Here is a 23,000-nt window from a genome sequence, read left to right as displayed (position 1 = left end):
TTTTATGGAGAATTTATTATGGCGAAAGAATTTGGTCGCCCGCAGCGTGTTTCTCAGGAATTGCAGAAAGAAATCGCAATCATCCTGCAACGCGAAATTAAAGACCCGCGTCTGGGCATGATGACCACCGTTTCTGGTGTCGAAGTGTCACGTGACCTGGCCTATGCCAAAGTGTTTGTAACCTTCCTGAACGATAAAGACGAACAGGCTGTTAAAGAAGGCATCAAAGTTCTGCAAGATGCTTCTGGTTACATTCGTTCTTTGCTGGGCAAAGCAATGCGCCTGCGCATCGTGCCTGAATTGACCTTCTTCTACGATAACTCGTTAGTTGAAGGTATGCGCATGTCGAATCTGGTTTCTAACGTCATCAGAAACGATGATGAGCGCCGTGTAAACGATACGGATGACAGCAAGGAGGATTAATGAGTCGTCCTCGTCGTCGTGGTCGTGATATCCACGGAGTACTGTTGTTAGATAAACCTCAGGGCTTATCTTCAAACGATGCGTTGCAGAAAGTTAAGCGTATTTATAACGCTAACCGTGCCGGTCATACCGGAGCGCTTGACCCGCTTGCAACTGGAATGCTGCCGATTTGCCTCGGTGAAGCGACAAAATTCTCGCGCTATCTGCTGGACTCCGATAAGCGTTACCGTGTTATTGCCCGCCTTGGGCAGCGCACTGATACTTCTGATGCTGATGGCACAGTCGTTCAGGAGCGTCCGGTAGCCTTTACCGAGCAACAGCTGGCGCAAGCGTTAGAAAGCTTTCGTGGTGAAACACAGCAAGTTCCATCGATGTACTCTGCACTGAAATATCAAGGCAAGCCACTTTATGAGTATGCGCGTCAGGGTATCGAAGTGCCGCGTGAAGCGCGGTCTATCACGGTTTACGAACTTCTGTTTATTCGCCATGAAGGCAATGAACTTGAGTTGGAAATTCACTGTTCTAAGGGAACGTACATCCGGACCATCACTGATGATTTAGGTGAGAAACTCGGTTGTGGTGCCCATGTGACTTTCCTGCGTCGCCTTGCAGTAAGCAAGTATCCCGTCGAACGCATGGTAACGCTTGAGCAATTGCATGCATTGGTTGAGCAAGCACAAGCGCAAGAAATTGAGTCATCCGTGCTGTTAGATCCGTTATTGATGCCAATGGATAGCCCTGCGTCGGATTTCCCAATCGTGAATTTATTACCTGCTGTTGCGGGTTACTTCAAGAATGGGCAGCCGGTGCAAGTCTCGGGTAGCCCAGCAGAAGGGCTAGTCCGCGTCACCGAAGGTGATGAAGGCAAATTTATCGGCATGGCCGAAATAGACGATGATGGACGCGTTGCGCCTCGTCGTCTGGTCGTTGAGTATCCGCTCTGACACCTGGAGTTGCCTTGCGATAAGCGGTGGCTACAGGTAAAATGGCGCGGCTTAACTTTCATACCTTTGTTTAACATTGTTGTGAAAGTGCACTGGAGTTGCTGAATTAGAGATCGGCACTCTATCTTTTTATCTATAATTTTGGAGTTTAAAATGTCTCTAAGCGTTGAAGCTAAAGCTAAGATCGTTTCTGAGTTTGGTCGTGGTACTAACGACAGCGGTTCTACCGAAGTTCAGGTTGCACTGCTGACAGCACAGATTAACCACCTGCAAGGTCACTTTGCAGAGCACAAAAAAGATCACCACAGCCGTCGTGGTCTGCTGCGTATGGTTTCTCAGCGTCGTAAACTGCTCGACTACCTGAAGCGTAAAGATGTAGCACGTTACACCAGCCTGATCGAGCGTCTGGGTCTGCGTCGCTAAGTCTTGCGAGTTTCAGAAAAAGGGGCCTTTTAAGGCCCCTTTTTTCAACCATATGGCAGCAATTCTATGGAAACTAATGTATTGTTGCAGGGTGTGATCTTTGTTGCAGAGGTTCGCGCGGCTAATGAGAGGCTTTATCCGCATGGGCGGGTCAGGGTTGTCATTAGTCGCGAGGATGCGATGAAGGTCGGGTTAAACGGAGCAAGTGCAATCACCTGCTACCAAAGATTATTAAGGATATTATTTTGCTAACTCCGATTGTCCGTAAATTTCAATACGGTCAGCATACGGTCACAATAGAGACCGGTATGATGGCTCGCCAGGCTACCGCAGCAGTAATGGTAAGCATGGACGACACAGCTGTATTCGTGACCGTAGTCGGTCAGAAAAAAGCGAAAGCAGGTCAAGACTTCTTCCCACTGACTGTTAACTATCAGGAGCGTACTTATGCTGCTGGTCGTATCCCTGGCAGCTTCTTCCGTCGTGAAGGCCGTCCAAGCGAAGGCGAAACACTGATTGCGCGTCTGATTGACCGCCCAGTGCGTCCGCTGTTCCCGGAAGGTTTCGTGAACGAAGTTCAGGTTATCGCGACCGTTGTTTCTGTGAACCCACAAGTTCACCCAGACATCGTTGCCATGATCGGTGCTTCTGCAGCTCTTAGCCTGTCTGGTATTCCATTCAATGGTCCAATTGGTTCTGCTCGCGTGGGCTACATCAATGACCAGTACGTGCTGAACCCAACTGCTGACGAACTGAAAACCAGCAAGCTGGATCTGGTTGTTGCCGGTACCGAAGGTGCTGTGCTGATGGTTGAATCCGAAGCTGAACTGCTGAGCGAAGACCAGATGCTGGGCGCGGTAGTATTTGGCCACGAACAACAACAAGTTGTTATCCAGAACATCAACTCCCTGGTTGCTGAAGCTGGCAAACCACGTTGGGACTGGAAGCCTGAAGCCGCTAACGAAGCGCTGAATGCGCGCGTTGCTGCACTTGCTGAATCCCGCCTGAGCGATGCTTACCGTATCACTGATAAGCAAGAGCGTTACGCACAAGTCGACATCATCAAATCTGACGTTATCGCTGCACTGTCAGCTGAAGACGATTCAATTGATGCTGGCGAAGTCAGCGACATCCTGCACGCTATCGAGAAAAATGTTGTTCGTAGCCGTATTCTGGCTGGCGAGCTGCGTATCGATGGCCGTGAAAAAGACATGATCCGTGGTCTGGATGTGCGTACTGGCGTTCTGCCACGTACTCACGGTTCTGCACTGTTCACCCGTGGTGAAACTCAGGCGCTGGTTACAGCAACTCTGGGTACCGCACGTGACGCACAGAACCTGGACGAGTTGATGGGCGAACGTACCGACAACTTCCTGTTCCACTACAACTTCCCTCCGTACTCCGTAGGCGAAACCGGCATGGTCGGTTCACCGAAGCGTCGTGAGATTGGTCATGGTCGTCTGGCTAAGCGTGGCGTACTGGCTGTTATGCCAGAAGCTGACCGCTTCCCATATACCGTACGTGTAGTGTCTGAAATCACTGAATCTAACGGTTCTTCTTCTATGGCTTCCGTATGTGGTGCTTCTCTGGCACTGATGGATGCAGGCGTGCCAATCAAAGCCGCTGTAGCCGGTATTGCGATGGGTCTGGTCAAAGAAGGCGAAAACTTTGTTGTTCTGTCTGACATTCTGGGTGACGAAGATCACCTGGGCGACATGGACTTTAAAGTTGCTGGTAGCCGTGAAGGTATCTCTGCACTGCAGATGGATATCAAAATCGAAGGTATCACCCGCGAAATCATGCAGGTGGCTCTGAACCAGGCTAAAGGTGCGCGTCTGCATATCCTTGGCGTGATGGAACAAGCTATCAATGCACCACGTGGTGACATCTCTGAATTCGCTCCACGTATTCACACTATCAAAATCAACCCAGACAAGATCAAAGACGTGATCGGTAAGGGTGGTTCTGTGATTCGTGCGCTGACCGAAGAAACCGGTACTACCATTGAAATCGAAGATGACGGCACAGTTAAGATTGCTGCGACCGACGGCGACAAAGCGAAATTCGCAATTCGTCGTATCGAAGAGATCACTGCTGAAATCGAAGTCGGCCGTATCTACCAGGGTAAAGTTACTCGTATCGTAGATTTCGGTGCATTCGTTGCGATTGGCGGCGGCAAAGAAGGTCTGGTGCACATTTCTCAAATCGCTGACAAGCGTGTAGAGAAAGTGACTGACTACCTGCAAATGGGTCAAGAAGTTCCAGTTAAAGTTCTGGAAGTTGACCGCCAGGGCCGTGTACGTCTGAGCATCAAAGAAGCAACTGAGCAGTCTCCAGCAGAAAGCGCAGCTCCTGCTGCACCAGAAGCTGAGTAAGCGATACCGATTAAGCTCCCCGTGGCAACATGGGGAGCTGTTTATTACGGGGCAGGGAGTCTCGTTTTAGGGCCGGCGGACAGGACGTCATCCAATTGTTGTCTTCGGGAGTGGGAAATGAAGCCTTTTTTGCGCTGGTGTTTCGTTGCGACAGCTCTCACGCTGGCAGGATGCAGCAACTCTGCCTGGCGTAAAAGTGAAGTCCTGGCGGTGCCTTTGCAGCCGACTCTGCAGCAAGAAGTCATTCTTGCACGCATGGAACAGATACTTGCCAGCAGGGCTTTAACCGATGATGAACGCGCACAGCTTTTATATGAGCGCGGAGTGTTGTATGATAGCCTCGGCTTGCGGGCTCTGGCGCGAAATGATTTTTCACAAGCGTTGGCAATCCGCCCCGATATGCCTGAAGTATTCAATTACTTAGGTATATATTTAACGCAGGCAGGCAATTTTGATGCTGCCTATGAAGCGTTTGATTCTGTACTTGAGCTTGATCCAACTTACAACTACGCGCATTTAAATCGCGGTATCGCCCTCTACTACGGTGGTCGTTATCGTTTAGCGCAAGATGATCTGCTAGCGTTTTATCAAGACGATCCCAATGATCCTTTCCGTAGTCTGTGGCTCTACATTGCTGAAAGCAATTTAGATGCAAAGCAGGCTAAGGTGGCGTTACAACAACGCCTCGATAAATCGGATAAAGAGCAATGGGGATGGAACATTGTCGAGTTCTACCTGGGGAACATTAACGAAAAAACGTTAATGGAACGCCTCGAGGCGGACGCAACGGATAACACCTCGCTCGCTGAGCATCTCAGTGAAACCAACTTCTATTTAGGTAAGTACTACCTAAGTCTGGGGGAAAAGGACAGCGCCACGGCACTGTTCAAGTTAGCGGTCGCTAACAACGTACACAACTACGTTGAGCATCGTTATGCATTGTTGGAATTAGCGCTCTTGGGCCAGGAGCAAGATGACCTGGCAGAATCGGACCAGCAATAGCTGACGAACATCGATCAGCCCATAAACTTTTTTATTAAAGTCATCACCTTAACGGGTGAGGGCGTTTTTGTTCGTTAATCAACCAAATTTGAGCCGGTTCACACTTTTCAATGAAAATTGCAGGTCAATTTCACGATGAGTTATGTAGACTGGCCGCCATCTACGAGGCACGTGTACTACATGACTGATATCATCGAGACTACTACTATCGAAACTACTTTTTCTGATCTGGGTCTTAACGACTCCATCCTTAAAGCCCTGAACGATCTGGGTTATGAAAAACCTTCTCCAATCCAGGCAGAGTGTATTCCACAACTGCTGGCTGGCCGCGATGTACTGGGTATGGCCCAGACGGGTAGCGGCAAAACTGCAGCGTTCTCTTTACCACTGCTGCACAACCTTGATCCAGAGCTGAAAGCACCACAAATCCTGGTGCTGGCACCGACCCGCGAACTGGCGGTTCAGGTTGCAGAAGCCATGACGGATTTCTCTAAACATATGCACGGCGTAAACGTTGTAGCCCTTTACGGTGGCCAGCGTTATGACGTGCAGCTGCGCGCCCTGCGTCAGGGACCACAAATTGTTGTTGGTACCCCAGGTCGTCTGCTTGACCACTTAAAACGCGGTACGCTGAATCTGTCCAACCTGAAAGGTCTGGTACTGGACGAAGCTGATGAAATGTTGCGTATGGGCTTCATCGAAGACGTTGAAACCATCATGGCGCAGATCCCAGAAGGTCATCAGACCGCTCTGTTCTCTGCAACTATGCCAGAAGCGATTCGTCGTATTACTCGTCGCTTCATGAAAGATCCGCAGGAAGTTCGCATTCAGTCTAGCGTAACGACTCGCCCGGACATCAGCCAGAGCTACTGGACTGTGCACGGCATGCGTAAGAACGAAGCACTGGTTCGTTTCCTTGAGTCTGAAGATTTTGATGCGGCGATCATTTTCGTACGTACCAAAAACGCAACTCTGGAAGTGGCAGAAGCGCTGGAACAAAGCGGCTATAACAGTGCTGCACTGAACGGTGACATGAACCAGGCACTGCGTGAGCAAACCCTGGAGCGTCTGAAAGACGGTCGTCTGGACATCCTGATTGCAACCGACGTTGCGGCTCGTGGCCTGGACGTTGAGCGTATCAGCCTGGTTGTTAACTATGACATCCCGATGGACTCAGAGTCTTACGTTCACCGTATCGGCCGTACTGGTCGTGCAGGTCGTGCTGGCCGTGCGCTGCTGTTCGTTGAGAACCGCGAGCGTCGTCTGCTGCGCAACATCGAACGCACCATGAAGCTGACTATTCCTGAAGTTGAACTGCCAAACCGTGAACTGCTGAGCGAGCGTCGCCTGGCTAAGTTTGCCGCTAAAGTTCAGCAGCAACTGGAAAGCAGCGATCTGGATCTGTACCGTGGTCTGCTGGCAAAAATCCAACCTTCTGCTGAATCAGAAGAAGCGCTGGATATGGAAACACTGGCTGCAGCACTGCTGAAAATGGCACAGGGCGAACGTCCTCTGATCCTGCCACCAGATGCACCGATGCGTCCACGTCGTGAATTCCGTGAACGTGATGAGCGTTTCGAGCGTTCAGACCGTGCACCACGTGGCGATCGTCCAGATCGTGCACCACGCGGTGACCGTCCAGAGCGTTCAGATCGTCCACAGCGTGATGGCGATGCACCACGTCGCGAACGCCGCGATGTTGGCGATATGGAACTGTACCGTATTGAAGTTGGCCGTGATGATGGTGTTGAAGTTCGTCATATCGTTGGCGCTATCGCTAACGAAGGTGATATCAGCAGCCGTTACATCGGTAACATCAAGCTGTTCGGTACTCACTCTACTATCGAACTGCCAAAAGGCATGCCGGGCGAAATCCTGCAGCACTTTACCCGTACTCGTATTCTGAACAAACCAATGAATATGCAGTTGATGGGTGATGCACAACCTCGTACCGATCGTGGCGGCGAACGTCGTGGCGGCGGTGCTGGTGCAGGTGCTGGCCGTAGCTTCGGTGGTGGTGAGCGTCGTGAAGGCGGTCGCGGTCCACGTCGTGATGGCCCTGCAGGTGCTGGTGCTCCACGTAGCTTCAGCGGCGAACGTCGTGAAGGCGGTCGTGGCCCACGTCGTGAAGATGGCGCAGCTCCAACTCGTCGTCGTACAACTGAAGCTTAATTGACAGAAGTTTATGCCTGCTGTTAATCAGCAGGCAGTGATAAAAATCCTGGTTATTGTAACCGGGATTTTTTTTATCCAAATTGTACTCATGTACTGGTACAATGTTTCACAGCAAACCTGTCGCTTCGACAGTCGTTCATTGTTTCAGGAATTCGTATGGCAACCTTATCTACCACTCACGCATCGCCGTCTATTTTCGGCGGGGTCATGATTATTGGCGGCACAATTATTGGTGCGGGGATGTTTTCTCTGCCAGTGGTTATGTCTGGTGCGTGGTTTTTCTGGTCACTCGCTGCGCTGCTGGTGACGTGGTTTTGTATGCTGCACTCTGGTTTGATGATTCTCGAAGCCAATCTTAATTATCGAGTCGGCTCGAGTTTCGATACCGTGACTAAAGACTTATTGGGCAAAGGCTGGAATCTGATTAACGGCCTGTCCATCGCGTTTGTGCTGTATATCCTGACCTACGCCTATATTTCGGCGAGCGGTTCAGTTATCCATCACACGCTTGGCAAAATGTCTGTCGATTTCCCCGCAAGATTTGCCGGATTGATCTTTGCCCTGGTGGTGGCGTTTATTGTCTGGATGAGCACGCGCGCCGTTAGCCGCATGACCACTATCGTTCTCGGTGCAAAAATACTCACTTTCTTTATGACGTTTGGCGGCTTGATGTGGCACGTCGAACCGGCAACATTACTGGATAGCAAAGCGATTAATCCGAGCTATTTGCCGTATCTCTTTATGACACTGCCATTTTGTCTCGCCTCATTTGGCTATCACGGTAATGTGCCGAGTCTGATGAAGTATTACGGCAAAGATCCGCAAACCATTAAGCGCTGTCTGATTTGGGGAACGCTGATGGCATTGGTGCTGTACATCATTTGGTTGGTGGGCAGTATGGGAAATATTCCGCGCAGTGATTTTATTGCTATTGCCGACAAAGGCGGAAATATTGATGTGCTGGTTGGGGCATTGAGCGGTGTGTTGAATAGCCGCGCGCTGGACTTGCTGTTGATCGTATTCTCTAACTTTGCCGTTGCGAGTTCCTTCCTGGGCGTGACGTTAGGATTATTCGATTACCTTGCTGATTTATTTAAGTTCGATGACTCACCGACCGGGCGCCTGAAAACCGCGTTGGTGACATTTATCCCGCCAATGTTAGGTGGTGTAATCTGGCCTGATGGGTTTATCTACGCGATTGGTTTTGCCGGGCTGGCGGCGACTATCTGGGCGGCAATCGTTCCCGCGCTGTTGGCAAAAGCCTCCCGTAAAAAGTTTGGCAGCCCAATTTATCGGGTGTGGGGCGGCAATAAAATGATTGCGCTGATTCTGATCTTTGGCGTGACCAACGCAGCAATTCATATCCTTTCAAGCTTCGATCTATTACCGGTTTATCATTAAATTTGTCGCCCCTCCATTGAGGGGCGACATCATTAACTCGTCAAACTTTCATGCACATCCATTGCCAAATCAAATGAATGTAGTCGGGCTTCGGTATCAAAAATCTGCCCGTTCACCATGATTTCATCGGCCTGGGTTTCCCGCAGCAGTGAAATCAGCCCGTGGCGCACTTTCGCTTTATCGCCCACGAGCGACATGCTCAACGCTTGCTGAACGCCATACTTCTCGGCGGGACTCCAGAAATTATCCATATTTTCAATTGGCGGTGGTAGTTGGCCAGTCTCACCGCGACGGAGTTTAGCGAAAGCCTGCTGCATAGAGGTAAACAGGAATTCGGCATCACGGTTGCTGTCGGCGGCAACGATATTTATACACACCATCGCATACGGTTTTTCCAGACGCGCAGACGGTTTGAATTGAGCTCGGTAAAGTTGCAGCGCCTGGAACAACATATCTGGAGCAAAGTGCGAAGCAAAGGCAAACGGCAACCCAAGTTGCGCGGCAAGCTGCGCGCTATACAAGCTGGAACCTAACAGCCAGACGGGGATTTTCGCGTTGTAACCCGGAACCGGGCGTACCGCCGGGTTGGGGTCGGTTGCGTCAAACCACGAAACCAACTCACTGACATCGCGTGGGAAGTTGTCGATATCGCCGCTCATATGGCGGCGCAACGCCATCATTGTGCGCTGGTCGCTTCCCGGTGCGCGGCCCAGACCTAGATCGATACGGCCCGGATAGAGCGTCTCAAGCGTGCCAAACTGCTCAGCAATCACTAACGGCGAATGGTTTGGCAACATCACGCCGCCTGAACCCAGGCGCAAAGTTTCGGTATTCGCCGCAAGATAGCCAATCAGCACGGATGTCGCCGCACTGGCGATACCGGTCATATTGTGGTGTTCAGCCAGCCAATAGCGATGGTAGCCGCGCTTTTCGGCAAGGCGGGCTAAATCAAGAGAACGATGGAACGCATCACGAGGCTGGGAGCCTTGTGGAATCGGGGCTAAATCGAGTAGAGAGAAAGGAACTTGGGTGATGTCAGACATAACGGCTCACTTTGTTAGACGAAGTGGGTAACTTCGTTTGCTGATAATTAGCCTTAGTATTGCGCAGAACCATCAACAATTAAGTAACAAAGTGAGCCTTTTCTCAGCTCTGAGTCACCAGTTCTAATCCAGCGACGCGTCGCCAGTAACCATTGCAATCACTTTGCTGCGCTAGCGTCAAAGGCGCATTGCCATTCTCATTTTTGCGGAAGGCTTCCAGTACGCGCAATGTCTCCATCCCCATCGGCGATAAACGTACCATATCGACCAGTCCTTTCATCGATGCCAGTTCATTACCGAGGTTGTACACATAGCCGCTCATGGTCTGAATGCCGTTGAGCACAAACACTTGCTGGTTTTCCTGCGAAAGCATATTGCGCCCTACAGGATATTTAATGCAGCAGGTCTCGCATTCATCTTTTGGCTTATCTTCAGAACGAGCGGTAAAGCAGCGCGCAGAATAGGCCAGCGGTAAATGACCGTAGCTCAGGACTTCCACTTCAAACTTGTTGCGAATACCCAGCTCATCACACTGAGTCAGCATGTTTGCCAGCCAGTCGCGTGACAGCTCCACAGGCATGCACCAACGAATCATGCCTTGTTTGAGTAACAGACGCAGAGTCACCGCATTATAGCAGTTAAGCGCATGACCGGCGACAAACGGCAGCTTGCGCTCTGCCGCCATATTCACGGCACCCAGGTCATTGGCTTCAATCAGGAAATCGCCATTCTCAACGTAGCGTTTTAGCTCGTTGAGTTCAGACGGAGCCTGAACTAGTGCGAGGGTCGAAAGCACCACTTGTTTGCCCTGGTCTGCGAGGTTTTTCGCCATATCTAACCAGTCGCCAGTTTTTGTCGCACGACGCTTACTACACACTGACTCGCCAAGATAAATAGTCTCAGCACTGCTGTTTGCGGCAGCCTGATAAAATTTTTCCAGCGTCTCTTTTGGCCAGTAATAGAGCACCGGCCCTAATGAATATTTCATGGGTTTTCCTACTGCCATTTACGGTGATAGGCACCGAGTGTGGTTTGCGTGCCTTCGGCCATCTCGCCTAGCGCTTCCATCCATGCGGGTTGAGCGCGATAGTTTTCCGGATCGGCCATGCAGCGGTCGATAGCCTGACGCCAGACTTTGGCGACCTGGGTGACATACGCCGGGCTGCGCTGGCGGCCTTCAATTTTCACCGAAGCAATATTTGCCGCGAGTAATTCAGGCAGCAGTTCAAGCGTGTTCAGGCTGGTTGGCTCTTCAAGCGCGTGATATTTCTGGTCATCTACCAGATAGCGGCCTTTACACAGCGTCGGATAACCTGCGTTTTCGCCATCCTGATAACGGTCAATTAGTACATCGTTGAGACGAGACTCAAGCCCTTGCGGCGTTTGCTGCCAGCGCACAAACCGTGCAGGAGAACAGGCTCCAACTGTATTTGGCGATTCACCAGTCAGATAAGAAGAAAGGTAGCAACGGCCTTCAGCCATAATGCACAGGCTGCCAAAAGCAAAGACTTCCAGCGGCACTGGAGTTACCCTGGCTAACTGTTTTACCTGATGAATGGATAACACGCGCGGCAGAACCACTCGCGCGACATCGAAATGGCGATGATAAAAACGAATCGCTTCTTCATTGGTGGCGGAGGCCTGTACCGAAACATGGCGCTCAATCTGCGGATATCGTTCTGCTGCGTACTCAAGCATCGCCAGATCGGCGAGAATTAAAGCATCGGCTCCGAGTTGCGCTGCCATATCCACTGCTCGTTGCCAGCGCACATAGCCGTCAGGGTGCGCAAACGTATTGATAGCGATATGCAATTTACGGCCATGTAGATGCACGTAACTCACCGCTTCTTGCAGTTTCTTCTCCGTGAAATTCAGTCCAGCAAAATGGCGGGCGTTGGTGTCATCTTTAAGACCAATGTAAACCGCATCGGCACCATTATCGATGGCCGCTTTCAACGCCGGTAAGTTTCCGGCTGGGCAAAGCAACTCCATAATTTATCCTGAATCATCGGGTAACCTTTGAGGCACCCCATGCAGCCCAGGGCAAGGGCCACAAAATTGTTAACGAACTGGGATTTTAGTTAACCCGTCCACGACAAATTTTGATTTAAGGCAGTTAATGGCGTATTGATGACATCAATATAGAGGTATCGATAACCCGCGTAATTGTTGATTTGCACCGCTACGGAGAATGGCTGGTGTGGCAAAATAGCGTTCAAATTTCTCAAGGAGTAAAGCTCGTGTTGGATAAATTGCGTTCACGCCTGGTCCATTTAGGCCCGTCATTGTTAAGAACACCGGTTAAACTGACGCCCTTTACTCTGAAGCGCCAGGTACTTGAACAGGTTCTGGGCTGGCAGTTTCGTCAGGCAATGGAAGAGGGTGAGCTCGAATTTCTTGAGGATCGTTGGTTAAGCATTGAAGTCCGCGATCTCGGCCTGAAGTGGTTTACTTCGGTACAAGATAATAAACTGGTGGTTCGTGAAGACGCTCCTGCTGATGTCAGCTTTAGCGCAACGGCGAATGATTTGTTGATGATCGCTGCACGCAAACAAGATCCCGATACCCTGTTTTTCCAACGTCGCCTGGTTATTGAAGGGGACACCGAATTGGGTCTGTACGTCAAAAATTTAATGGATGCCATTGAGCTGGATGCGATGCCGAAACCTTTACGCATACTGCTGCTGCAACTGGCTGATTTTGTCGAAGCAGGTATGAAACACAAACCTGTTCCAGAAAGTAACTCGGTAGGTGAGCCATGCTAATTCGTGTAGAAATACCTATTGATGCTCCCGGCATCGACGCTTTACTTCGCCGTTCCTTTAAGGGCAATGGTGAGGCAGATTTAGTGAAGGATTTACGAGAAGACGGCCTGTTAACACTTGGCGTTGTGGCGACCGATGACGAAGGTCAGGTTGTCGGTTATGCCGCCTTTAGCCCGGTTGCGGTAGAAGGTGAAGAGCTTCAGTGGGTTGGTTTAGCGCCGCTGGCAGTTGATGAAGCTTATCGTGGTCAGGGGCTGGCAAAACAACTGGTCTATGAAGGGCTGGATTCACTCAATGAGTTTGGCTACGCGGCGGTTGTCACGTTAGGCGAACCGGCATTGTACGGGCGTTTTGGTTTTGTTCCTGCTGCACAATTCGATTTGCGTTGTGCGTGGCCTGATACCGAAGCCTATTTCCTGATTCACCCGCTGGCCGATGACGCGCTTAATGGCGTAAGTGGATTAGTGGAATATCACGAGCATTTTAACCGAGAGTTTTGATCTCTGATGACGTTTGAAGGCTTGCCAGCAGGTCTTCAAACGACAACGCTCCTTTTACCAACATCTCTTTCTGCGCTTTAGTTAGCTGCTTAATGCGATATTCCAGGCGCAAGGCGCTTGAACGATCGCCAACCAGATGGCTGAATGCCAGCGTCAATTCACCTCTCCCGCGTAATGCTTTAGCGCCTTTTCCAGCCTGATGCTGCGAGAAGCGGCGTTCCACATCGGTGGTTATACCGGTATATAAACGGTTATCAAGAGTGCGAACTAAATAGAGATACCAGGGAGACATAGGTCAGGCGCATAATTAACGTTTTACGCAGAATATCACTCTTCAGGTTGTCCATGGAAACTCTCAATGCCATCAGTCGCTGGCTGAACAAACAGCATGTACTGACTTACTGCGCTGGCGGTCATAGTGATTTATGGTGCGCTAATGCGTTCTATTTATACGATGCGCAGCGCGTGGCTTTTTATCTGTTAAGCGAATCCCACACCCGCCATGGCGAGTTGATTGGTAAACAAGCCAGTGTGGCCGGAACCGTTAACGGGCAGCCGAAAACCGTCGCACTTATTCGTGGCGTGCAGTTCCGTGGGGAGATTACGCTGATTGAAGAATCTGAAGCGGCAAATATTCGTAACCTTTACTGCAAACGCTTCCCTGTAGCGAGAGTGATGTCTGCTCCGGTCTGGGAAATTCGGCTCGATGAGCTGAAAATGACAGATAACACACTCGGTTTTGGGAAAAAACTGCACTGGCTGCGAGATGACACTAAGCTTGGTGAATAAGCGACAGGAGAACTTATGAGCCGGGTTTTGTTAACAGGGGCCACGGGCCTCATTGGCGGACATCTATTACGCATGTTGATCGAGGCGCCGCAAGTCAGCCATATCACTGCGGCGACACGGCGTCCGTTGCCTGCAATGAATAAAGTCACCAATCCCCACGATCCTCAATTGAGTGATGCACTCACACAATTAACCGAGCCGCTTGATACTGTGTTTTGTTGTCTCGGCACCACGATGAAAGAAGCGGGCAGCAAAGAAGCTTTTGTGCTGGCGGATTACACGCTGGTGGTGGATACCGCCATAACCGCTCAACGCCTTGGCGCGAAGCATATGCTGGTGGTGAGCGCGATTGGCGCTAATAGTAAATCACCGTTTTTCTACAATCGTGTGAAAGGCGAAATGGAAGAGGCGCTGATCGCGCAAGACTGGCCACGTTTAACCATTGCTCGCCCGTCCATGTTGCTTGGGCACCGTGAATCGCAACGCTTTAATGAATCGCTGTTTGCGCCGCTGTTTAAAATCATGCCAGGGAAATGGAAGTCAATTGAAGCGAGGGATGTGGCAAAAGCGATGTTGCGAGAAGCGCTGAATCCGTCTCGCGAAGGTGTGAACATTCTGGACTCGCGGCAGTTGCGGGAAATAGCAAAAGCCCCTTAAGGGGCTTTACCGTAAATGATGCACAACCTGGTTGCTGCTACCACGCCAGATAAGCGCCGGATCTTTGAGATCCTGAACAAATTTACCGTCGATCAGCACATTGATTAAATCAACCACTTCGCGCTGAGCTGCCGTTAACTCACCAAGCTTATAACCCGTCCACAGCCAGATATCTTTGCCAGGGCATTCCGCCCGCACTCGCTGCACCAGTTTCAGCACATCCGCGATGTTTTGCGGGTGAAGCGGATCGCCGCCCGAAAGCGACAATCCCTGGCGGCGAATACGCGTGTCATTCAGATCGTTGATTATCCGATCTTCCATTTCCTGCGTGAACGCCGTGCCTGAATTTAACCGCCAGGTGCTTTTGTTGTAACACCCGGGGCATTCATGCACGCAGCCAGAAACAAACAGCGTGCAGCGTGTCCCAGGCCCGTTAACGATATCTACCGGGTAGTATTGATGACAACGCATTAACCAATCTGCCCGTTACCCAAATGCTTCACGCGGCGCTTCACTTCTTCCTGCTTACCGGCGTTAAATGGACGTGCATCCGGGCTGCCCAGATAACCGCAGACGCGGCGCGTTACGGATACTCGAGCGGCATCGTGGTTGCCACATTTAGGGCAGGTGAAACCTTTGCTAGTGCACTCAAATTCACCGGTAAAACCGCACTCGTAGCATTCGTCAATTGGCGTGTTGGTGCCGTAATACGGAACGTGTTTGTAGCTATAATCCCAGACATCTTCCAGCGCTTGCAGGTTGTGCTGAATATTTGGATATTCGCCGTAACAGATGAAACCGCCGTTGGCCACTGGTGGGTATGGCGCTTCAAAGTCGATTTTGTCGTATGGGTTAACTTTCTTCTCAACGTCTAAGTGGAAGCTGTTGGTGTAGTAACCTTTGTCGGTCACGCCCGGAACTACGCCAAATTCGGCGGTATCAAGACGGCAGAAACGGTCACACAGATTTTCACTTGGCGTACTGTAAAGGCTGAAACCGTAGCCGGTTTCATCTTTCCAGGTGTCGGTCGCCAGGCGCAGGCGCTCAACAATTGCGACGGCTTTAGCACGCAGCTCTTCGCTATCGTAAACGTGTTGATTGCCAAACAGCGCATTCACCGTTTCGTGGATACCGATGTAACCCAGGGAAATCGACGCGCGGCCATTTTTGAAAATCTCAGAAACGTCGTCGTCTGCTTTCAGACGCACGCCGCAAGCTCCTTCCATATACAGGATAGGTGCCACGCGAGCTTTAACGCCATCCAGACGTGCAATGCGCGTCATCAGTGCCTTGTATGCCAGTTCCAGGCGCTCATCGAGCAGTTTCCAGAAGGCAGATTCATCACCCTTTGCTTCCAGCGCAATACGCGGCAGGTTCAGGCTGATAACGCCGATATTGTTACGGCCATCGTGGATCTGCTCGCCATTTTCTTCATACACGCCGAGGAAACTACGGCAGCCCATTGGCGTTTTGAACGAACCGGTCACTTTCACAACCTGGTCGTAGTTCAGAATGTCCGGGTACATGCGCTTGCTGGCGCACTCCAGCGCGAGCTGTTTAATGTCGTAGTTTGCGTCGCCCGCTTTATGGTTCAGGCCGTCTTTAATCGCAAAGACCAGTTTCGGGAACACCGCTGTTTTACGGTTTTTGCCCAGACCCGCGATGCGATTACGCAGAATAGAAGTCTGAATCAGGCGAGATTCCCAACTGGTCCCCAGACCAAAACCGAAGGTCACGAACGGTGTCTGACCGTTAGCGGTGTGCAGCGTATTCACTTCATATTCCAGCGACTGGAAAGCGTCATAACACTCTTTCTCGGTGCGAGAAAGTGCATAGCCTTCGGCATCCGGGATCTGCCACTTTTCAGCAGTCTGGCGATGTTTTTCAAAGCTTTCAGTGACGAACGGTGCCAGCACTTCATCAATACGGTTAATGGTGGTGCCGCCGTAAATGTGGCTGGCAACCTGGGCGATGATTTGCGCAGTGACGGCGGTTGCCGTAGAGATGGATTTCGGTGGCTCAATCTCCGCGTTACCCATCTTAAAGCCGTGCGTCAGCATGCCTTTCAGATCAATCAGCATGCAGTTAAACATCGGGAAGAACGGTGAGTAATCGAGGTCGTGATAGTGAATATCGCCACGCTCGTGCGCCAGCACCACATCACGCGGCAACAGATGTTGAGAAGCGTAGTGTTTTGCCACGATACCGGCTAACAGGTCACGCTGAGTCGGGATAACTTTGCTGTCTTTATTGGCGTTTTCGTTGAGCAAAGCGGAGTTGGTTTGTTCTACCAGACCCCGGATTTCCTGATTCAGGCGGCCACGTTTTTCGCGCTCGATATCACGGTCATGGCGATATTCGATGTAAGCACGCGCAAGTTGCTTATAGTCGCCTGCCATCAGCTGGTTTTCTACAGCAGTCTGGATTTCACCAATATCAACCTGGCTGCGGCCTTCCATTTGTGCACGGACAATATCTGCGACGCGGCCGCAATAGTCTGCGTCATCGACTCCCGCTGCTTTAGCTGCACGAAGAATAGCTTCTTTAATGCGCTCTGAAGTGAAAGGTACTTTGCACCCGTCTCTTTTCATCACATGCGGTGTCATGATCTCTCCATTTAAAAAAGGTTATCCACAAAGGGATGTCATTGTCTGCAAGCCGGGTTTTGCTCGCATTGCCATAGGCTTTCTGTTTTTGCCCCTGGCTTTATCCACAGATAATCCCCAGAAGTGGCTGTGGCTCTTGTTGCTATAATAGTCGATTAATACAAGATGTAGGGGCAGGGTGCATTTTAAGGTCTATATGTAGTGATTTGCATCAAACAAGTTTGCGATTTTATTGATGCAGGACAAGGTAAATCGGGCGTAGTAGGAAGGATGGGCAACAAGAAGAAATCTTAAAATTTTTAAAGTATGCAGTTCGTGCATTTTGTTAACCAGAATCCTTTCCCTCATTACTTTGTATGGTTTCTAATTTCTTTTTATGTGATGAAAATCACAGTCACTCTTCAGAGTCAGTCTTATTGTGCTTGTCATATATATTATTGATTTAATTATATTTATCAGGCTAATAGTTAAGTTTCAACTATAGGCTCTGGTCAATAATTCCACGGACAGGAAAGGACTTCCATCATGGCCTCAGACGGCACCCGCTTTACCTTCACCGCCGGGCGTACTCCGGCCGACACCTTTGCGGTGGTGAACTTTAAGCTAAAGCAGTCCCTCTCTTCCCTGTTCAGCCTGGAGATCACCGTCGCCTGCAATGACCCGGCGATTGGCTTTAAAGCTATTCTCGATGAATTCGCGCTGCTCACCATCTGGCAGGGCGATGTGATCAAGCGCCGGGTGCGCGGTATCGTCACCTTCTGCGAGCAGGGCGATTCCGGCAAACATCAGACTTTGTACCGCATGACGGTACGCCCGGAGTTCTGGCGCAGCTCCCAGCGTCAGAACTGCCGAAGCTTTCAGAATTACGACATCCAGTATATTTTTGCCAAGCTGCTGAAAGAAATGCGTATCCGCACGCATGACGCGCTGTTTCGCCGCCCGCATCCGGCGCGGGAATTCTGCGTGCAGTTTATGGAATCGGATTACGATTTCATCGCCCGCCTCGCCGCCGAAGAGGGGATTTTTTTCTTCGAGGATGAATATCTCGACGACCGTGACCAGAAGCTGACTTTCACCGATGACCGCTGCAACCTGCGCGGCCTCGGGGCGTTCCCCTACAACCCGAATGCCGCCTCTGAATCGTCCACCTACTGCATCAACACCTTTTGTCGCAGCGCGCAAATCCGCCCGGCAAAAGTCACCACAAAGGACTACACCTTCACCGCCCCGAACTGGCAGGCGCAGTACCAGGAAGAAGGCGCAGACCTGTCGTATCAGCGCCCGGACTATGAAATCTTTGACTATCCGGGGCGTTTTAAAGACGAACAGCACGGTGCCGATTTTGCGAAATATCAGATGGACGGCTGGCGCAATAACGTCGATTTTGCCAGTGGCACCAGTAATTGCCCGCAGTTACAGCCGGGGCGCTGGTTCACCCTCACTGACCATCCGCGGGAAGATTTAAACAGCCCGTGGCAGGTGGTGTCGAGCGAGATTTCCGGCAACCAGCCGCAGGCGCAAATCGGCAGTTCAGGCCAGGGCACCACGCTCACCAACCGCTTTTATGTTATTCCGGCCACCCAGACCTGGCGCCCGACACCGTTGCCGAAACCGCTGGTGGACGGCCCGCAAATCGGCATTGTCACCGGTCCGGCCGGGGAAGAAATATACTGCGACGAACACGGACGTGTGACGGTGAAATTTGCCTGGGACCGGTATAACAAAAGCAACGAAGAAAGCTCGTGCTGGGTGCGCGTCTCTCAGGCGTGGGCGGGCACCGGATTCGGCAACATCGCCATCCCGCGCGTCGGCCAGGAAGTGATTGTCGATTTCCTGAATGGCGACCCCGACCAGCCGATTATCACCGGACGGACGTATCACGCCGCCAACCGCGCACCGGGCGACCTGCCGGGGACTAAAACCCAGATGGCGATACGCTCGCAGACGTATAAGGGTAATGGATACAACGAATTAATGTTTGACGATCAGACCGGCCAGGAACTGCTGTTGATGCATGCCCAGAAGGACATGAAGACCGTGGTGCTGAATAACCGCGATACCCACGTGAAAGTCGACCATACAGAAACCATCGGCCATAACCAGCAGGTCACGGTCGGGCTGGGGCAGACGGTAAAAGTCGGCAAGGAGAATGCTGCCGGACATGACCAGAAAATCACCGTGGCGCACGACCGCAGCATCACCGTACGCAATGACCAGACGCTGAAAGTCATCCGCGACCGGACGGTAAACGCTGGCCGCGATGACAACCTGTACGTGGAGCGCGACCGCAAAGTGACGGTAAAAGGCAATCAGGAACACAACACCACAAAAGACTATATCAGCCTGGTGAAGGGCCATCACAGCCTGGAAGTGAAAGGCGACCTGGCACAGAAAGTGGCGGGTTCGCTGGGTGTGGATGCGCAGGGCGACATCGTGTTGCAGAGCGGGAGCAAAATCACGCTGCGAGTGGGGAGTTCGTTTGTGGTCATCCATCCCGGCGGTATCGACATCACCGGGCTGAAAATCAACTTCAATGGTGGCGGTAGTGCGGGGACACCAGTTCAGACCCTGCAACCGACGGTGCTGAGTGCGTTGGGTGATAAAGTGGATGATGCAGCAACTGAGTCGCCGCAGGATGAGAATGCAGATAGTTCTGGCGATGGAGGTAATTCTGAGGAAGGGGACGAACATGGTAGCGAGGATGAATCTGACCAGTACAATATCCAATTCCATTTTTCGGATGATGACGATACACCCTATACAGATATGAAATATGTTGCTTGTTTTTCTGATGGAACACAAAAAGAAGGAGTGATCGATAAAAATGGATTTACAGAGACATTTAATTCGATACAAAAAGAAGATATAAAAATTAAGGTTTTGTTCGATATTTGGTGAGATTTTAGGAGGAAATATGTTTAGCAGTGAAGATGAAAAAATAACAATAGGAACTACATCTTTAGAAAAGGGAGTTGTTGTGCACCAAAAAATAACAGATCCCTTTAAAAAAATGATTAGAAATGCCATGAAAGAGCAGCGCATAATTTTATTGGAAAGAAAAAATGAACTTGAAATATGGGATGGGTGTGCTCAGCAAAGGTTCAAAAAAGCGTTTGGTTTAACTAATGAAAAGGCACGACAATGGATACTGGAAGGTATAAATAAAGAGATTTTATTAAATAATGAAATTCCAATATCTAACTTTAAGAAGACCAAAGAAAATGTTTATGCATCCGTAAATTCCTCTGATTTAGAACATAATATTAATATTGGAGAGAAATTCTCGAAGGCGCCTTTGACTGGTGAGAATTCACAAGTGGTAACCTTATGTCATGAAATGTCACACTTCGATGATATTCTAGGTACTAAAGATTTAGGTGAGGGTTCCCCAAGAAGTTATGCAGTTTCACTGGCAAGGAAATGTGATGAAAGAACGATGCAAAGCTCATACAATTTTGAAATGTATTTTGTGTAAATCATGAAAACAATAAATTATCAATTACTACTTTTTTGTATAACTCTTTTGTGTTCATTTTACACATTAGCAGTTCCAAATGATTGTAGTGATGGACAGCAATATGGTTATGGAAAGCTTTTTTATAACGGAGTTGCGCATACAAATGAGGCAATTTATCCATTAAGAATGCAACAAGCATACAATGCACCAGATCCCATAAATGACAACAGGATATATAAAGAAAATTCTTTGCAATCCCATGCGCTCAAAATTGTCATTAAGGCAGAGGAATTGGAAGGTAATATTAATGTTTCAGTGGAGAATAAAAGTGATAAATCGATAGTTATCCCTAAGAAAAATACTGCGGTTGAGGGGCGCTTATCCAACCCAATCTTTTCTATAACTTCCGGATGTATTTATTTGGATTATGTAGGGGAGCTAGTTAATTTTGGAAGTGTATATCAATATCCTGATGATTATGTCACCATTGAATCTGACCATAAATATGAAACGATCGTAAAACTTGGGAGGTATTATCACTTCCTTCCTGGCGTACATGCCTATGAAATCTTTATTCCGGAAACTCCATTTTATTTTAAAGACAAGATTGGCAGTGGCGAGTTATTTGTTGAGTCCAATAAAATACACATAACAATTACAGCGCCAGTAAAAATTAATTAGTTTCTGGAATAAATAAAAAGCCCATTTGGGCTTTTTATTTATTAATTCAGTATCTTTACTGCAACCAATAAACCGCTTCAAATGGTCGTAAACTCATTTCACCCGGTTTGCCCGCCGCATCAGCGTAATTACTCATTAGCACATCCCAGTCACCCTCGAAGGCTTCAGGCACCCACCATTGGTTTTCACGGCTGAGGTTTGCCGCAACCACCAACGTCTGGCCTTGCCATTCGCGGCGATAGCACCATAAATACGGATGCTCAGGCAGCAAATCCTGATAGCTACCCCAGGTGAAAACAGGATTCGCTTTACGCAGCGTAATCAGTTTCTGATAGGCATAAAACACTGAGTCCGGGTCATCAACAGCCGCTTTGGCATTAATAGATTGATAGTTATCGCACAGGTTTATCCACGGCGTGCCGTCAGTGAATCCAGCGTGTTCGCCGTCATTCCACTGCATCGGCGTGCGGCTGTTATCACGCGATTTACTGGCAAGGATAGCCAACAGGTTTTCACTGTCACGGCCTTGCGCGCGTAGCTCTGCGTACATGTTGTGGCTTTCCACATCACGGTAATCAATGATGCGTTTGAAGTGCGGATTGGTCATCCCCAACTCTTCGCCCTGATAAATGTACGGCGTGCCCTGCATACCATGCAGCACCATCGCCAGCATTTTTGCCGCCGGAACACGCAGTTCGCCTTCATCACCAAAACGCGACACGATGCGCGGCTGGTCGTGGTTACACCAAAACAATGCATTCCACGCCACATTATGCATGCCTTGCTGCCAGTGGCTGAAGATAGCTTTAAGCGCCACGTAATCCGGAGCCGCCAGCGCCCATTTTTGCCCGTTGGGATAATCCACTTTCAGGTGATGGAAGTTAAACGTCATCGACAGTTCATTGCTGTTCAGCGCGGCATATTGCTGGCAGTTATCGAGAGTCGTTGACGACATTTCGCCCACCGTCATCAGCTCGCGTGGCACAAACACGTCACGGCTCAGCTCTTGCAGATATTCGTGAATACGCGGTCCGTCGGTGTAGAAACGTCGTCCGTCACCGCCTTCAATATCGCTTGGGAAATCTTGATCTTTCGAAACCAGGTTAATCACATCAAGGCGCAATCCATCTACGCCGCGATCGGCCCAGAACTCGCAAACCTTCTTCAATTCAGCGCGAACCTGCGGGTTTTCCCAGTTGAGATCCGCCTGCTCTGGGGCAAATAAATGCAGGTAATACTGGCCACTTTCTGCATGCCAACGCCAGGCGTTACCACCGAATTTAGAGCGCCAGTTGTTAGGCAGAACATCAGGCGTACCGTCGCGCCAGATATAAAACTCGCGGTATGGGCTTTCTTTGTTCAGCGCTTCGTGGAACCAGGCGTGCTGGGTGGACGTATGGTTAAAAACCATATCCAGAATGACACGGATGCCGCGCTCGTGGGCGCCGGCGACTAACAAATCGAAATCATCCAGCGTGCCGTAGGTGTGGTCGATGGCGCAGTAGTTCGCCACGTCGTAACCGTTATCCACCTGCGGTGAAACATAAAACGGTGTCAGCCAAATGGCATCAACACCCAGCAGCTTAAGGTAGTCCAGACGCTTAATGACGCCAATCAGGTCGCCCGTGCCACTGCCAGTCGTGTCCTGAAAACTCTTCGGGTAGATTTGGTAGATGACACCATGTTGCCACCAGGGAGGAGTTGTATTCATAAATCATTCCTAAACGCCCGTCATATTTCGAGCCGCCGCTGCGTTGGC

Annotated in this window: 22 protein-coding genes; 15 read left to right on the top strand and 7 right to left on the bottom strand. The window is 50.2% G+C overall.

Annotated features, from left to right (window positions below):
• Positions 1-18 precede the first annotated feature (18 nt).
• The 8 genes from rbfA (at position 19) to mtr (ending at position 8,743) form a co-directional block, all read left to right on the top strand.
• On the top strand, positions 19-423 hold the full coding sequence (rbfA, locus tag GBAG_RS17895; protein WP_034459684.1) for a 30S ribosome-binding factor RbfA: 405 nt from the start codon (positions 19-21) through the stop codon (positions 421-423).
• On the top strand, positions 423-1,367 hold the full coding sequence (truB, locus tag GBAG_RS17890; RefSeq protein WP_034498815.1) for a tRNA pseudouridine(55) synthase TruB: 945 nt from the start codon (positions 423-425) through the stop codon (positions 1,365-1,367). The genes rbfA and truB overlap by 1 nt, the downstream gene beginning before the upstream one ends.
• Before the next feature lie 153 nt (positions 1,368-1,520).
• The gene (gene rpsO, locus GBAG_RS17885) at positions 1,521-1,790 is read left to right on the top strand and encodes a 30S ribosomal protein S15 (protein ID WP_002434239.1); all 270 of its coding nucleotides are present in this window, start codon (positions 1,521-1,523) and stop codon (positions 1,788-1,790) included.
• Positions 1,791-2,035: 245 nt separating this feature from the next.
• Complete coding sequence (gene pnp, locus GBAG_RS17875; protein WP_034498811.1) at positions 2,036-4,165, top strand: polyribonucleotide nucleotidyltransferase; 2,130 nt, start codon at positions 2,036-2,038, stop codon at positions 4,163-4,165.
• A gap of 117 nt (positions 4,166-4,282) precedes the next feature.
• The gene (nlpI, locus tag GBAG_RS17870; RefSeq protein WP_034498810.1) at positions 4,283-5,167 is read left to right on the top strand and encodes a lipoprotein NlpI; all 885 of its coding nucleotides are present in this window, start codon (positions 4,283-4,285) and stop codon (positions 5,165-5,167) included.
• A 110-nt stretch (positions 5,168-5,277) separates the two neighbouring features.
• A complete protein-coding gene (gene yrbN, locus GBAG_RS22840) occupies positions 5,278-5,355 on the top strand; it encodes a protein YrbN (RefSeq protein ID WP_110510645.1) in 78 nt (25 codons plus the stop codon).
• Positions 5,348-7,339, top strand: coding sequence for a DEAD/DEAH family ATP-dependent RNA helicase (locus tag GBAG_RS17865; RefSeq protein WP_034498808.1), 1,992 nt, complete (start codon positions 5,348-5,350; stop codon positions 7,337-7,339). Before yrbN ends, GBAG_RS17865 begins: the two co-directional genes overlap by 8 nt.
• A gap of 159 nt (positions 7,340-7,498) precedes the next feature.
• Positions 7,499-8,743 carry a tryptophan permease gene (mtr, locus tag GBAG_RS17860; RefSeq protein WP_034498806.1) on the top strand — a complete coding sequence of 415 codons (1,245 nt, stop codon included), beginning with the start codon at positions 7,499-7,501 and terminating at the stop codon, positions 8,741-8,743.
• A 32-nt stretch (positions 8,744-8,775) separates the two neighbouring features.
• Here the strand turns inward: mtr and GBAG_RS17855 are convergent, their stop codons facing one another.
• From GBAG_RS17855 to ubiU, 3 genes are all read right to left on the bottom strand, one after another.
• Positions 8,776-9,786 carry a luciferase-like monooxygenase gene (locus GBAG_RS17855; protein WP_034498805.1) on the bottom strand — a complete coding sequence of 337 codons (1,011 nt, stop codon included), beginning with the start codon at positions 9,784-9,786 and terminating at the stop codon, positions 8,776-8,778.
• A 103-nt stretch (positions 9,787-9,889) separates the two neighbouring features.
• Positions 9,890-10,774: a U32 family peptidase gene (locus GBAG_RS17850; protein WP_034498803.1), complete on the bottom strand. Its 885-nt coding sequence runs from the start codon at positions 10,772-10,774 to the stop codon at positions 9,890-9,892.
• 8 nt (positions 10,775-10,782) lie between these two features.
• Complete coding sequence (gene ubiU / locus GBAG_RS17845) at positions 10,783-11,778, bottom strand: ubiquinone anaerobic biosynthesis protein UbiU (protein ID WP_034498802.1); 996 nt, start codon at positions 11,776-11,778, stop codon at positions 10,783-10,785.
• A 248-nt stretch (positions 11,779-12,026) separates the two neighbouring features.
• Between ubiU and ubiT the strand changes: the two genes are divergently transcribed.
• Both ubiT and GBAG_RS17835 read left to right on the top strand, forming a co-directional pair.
• Entirely contained in the window at positions 12,027-12,551 is a 525-nt protein-coding gene (ubiT, locus tag GBAG_RS17840; protein WP_034498800.1) for a ubiquinone anaerobic biosynthesis accessory factor UbiT, read from the top strand.
• Positions 12,545-13,051 carry a GNAT family N-acetyltransferase gene (locus GBAG_RS17835; protein WP_034498799.1) on the top strand — a complete coding sequence of 169 codons (507 nt, stop codon included), beginning with the start codon at positions 12,545-12,547 and terminating at the stop codon, positions 13,049-13,051. Before ubiT ends, GBAG_RS17835 begins: the two co-directional genes overlap by 7 nt.
• On the opposite strand, the gene GBAG_RS17830 is transcribed toward GBAG_RS17835, so the two are convergent.
• Complete coding sequence (locus GBAG_RS17830) at positions 13,035-13,343, bottom strand: GIY-YIG nuclease family protein (RefSeq protein WP_034498797.1); 309 nt, start codon at positions 13,341-13,343, stop codon at positions 13,035-13,037. The genes GBAG_RS17835 and GBAG_RS17830 overlap by 17 nt on opposite strands.
• 53 nt (positions 13,344-13,396) lie before the next feature.
• Between GBAG_RS17830 and GBAG_RS17825 the strand changes: the two genes are divergently transcribed.
• Both GBAG_RS17825 and GBAG_RS17820 read left to right on the top strand, forming a co-directional pair.
• A complete protein-coding gene (locus GBAG_RS17825; protein WP_034498795.1) occupies positions 13,397-13,840 on the top strand; it encodes a YhbP family protein in 444 nt (147 codons plus the stop codon).
• 15 nt (positions 13,841-13,855) lie between these two features.
• Entirely contained in the window at positions 13,856-14,497 is a 642-nt protein-coding gene (locus GBAG_RS17820) for an NAD(P)H-binding protein (RefSeq protein WP_034498794.1), read from the top strand.
• 6 nt (positions 14,498-14,503) lie between these two features.
• Here the strand turns inward: GBAG_RS17820 and nrdG are convergent, their stop codons facing one another.
• Positions 14,504-14,968, bottom strand: coding sequence for an anaerobic ribonucleoside-triphosphate reductase-activating protein (gene nrdG, locus GBAG_RS17815; RefSeq protein ID WP_034498793.1), 465 nt, complete (start codon positions 14,966-14,968; stop codon positions 14,504-14,506).
• The gene (gene nrdD / locus GBAG_RS17810; protein WP_034498791.1) at positions 14,968-17,103 is read right to left on the bottom strand and encodes an anaerobic ribonucleoside-triphosphate reductase; all 2,136 of its coding nucleotides are present in this window, start codon (positions 17,101-17,103) and stop codon (positions 14,968-14,970) included. The genes nrdG and nrdD overlap by 1 nt, the downstream gene beginning before the upstream one ends.
• Before the next feature lie 525 nt (positions 17,104-17,628).
• Here nrdD and GBAG_RS17805 point away from each other — a divergent pair.
• From GBAG_RS17805 to GBAG_RS17795, 3 genes are read left to right on the top strand one after another with little or no spacing between them, the layout of a single operon-like run.
• On the top strand, positions 17,629-20,001 hold the full coding sequence (locus GBAG_RS17805; RefSeq protein ID WP_034498789.1) for a type VI secretion system Vgr family protein: 2,373 nt from the start codon (positions 17,629-17,631) through the stop codon (positions 19,999-20,001).
• A gap of 16 nt (positions 20,002-20,017) precedes the next feature.
• The gene (locus GBAG_RS17800; RefSeq protein WP_034498787.1) at positions 20,018-20,578 is read left to right on the top strand and encodes a M35 family metallo-endopeptidase; all 561 of its coding nucleotides are present in this window, start codon (positions 20,018-20,020) and stop codon (positions 20,576-20,578) included.
• A gap of 3 nt (positions 20,579-20,581) precedes the next feature.
• A complete protein-coding gene (locus tag GBAG_RS17795) occupies positions 20,582-21,241 on the top strand; it encodes a hypothetical protein (protein WP_156104909.1) in 660 nt (219 codons plus the stop codon).
• A 55-nt stretch (positions 21,242-21,296) separates the two neighbouring features.
• Here the strand turns inward: GBAG_RS17795 and treC are convergent, their stop codons facing one another.
• Positions 21,297-22,952 carry an alpha,alpha-phosphotrehalase gene (gene treC / locus GBAG_RS17790; RefSeq protein ID WP_034498784.1) on the bottom strand — a complete coding sequence of 552 codons (1,656 nt, stop codon included), beginning with the start codon at positions 22,950-22,952 and terminating at the stop codon, positions 21,297-21,299.
• Positions 22,953-23,000: the final 48 nt, after the last annotated feature.

The sequence above is a fragment of the Buttiauxella agrestis ATCC 33320 genome, from assembly GCF_000735355.1.
GTDB lineage: Bacteria > Pseudomonadota > Gammaproteobacteria > Enterobacterales > Enterobacteriaceae > Buttiauxella > Buttiauxella agrestis.
The sequence above is the reverse complement of the archived record's forward strand: the minus strand, read 5'-3'. Positions and strand labels throughout refer to the sequence as shown.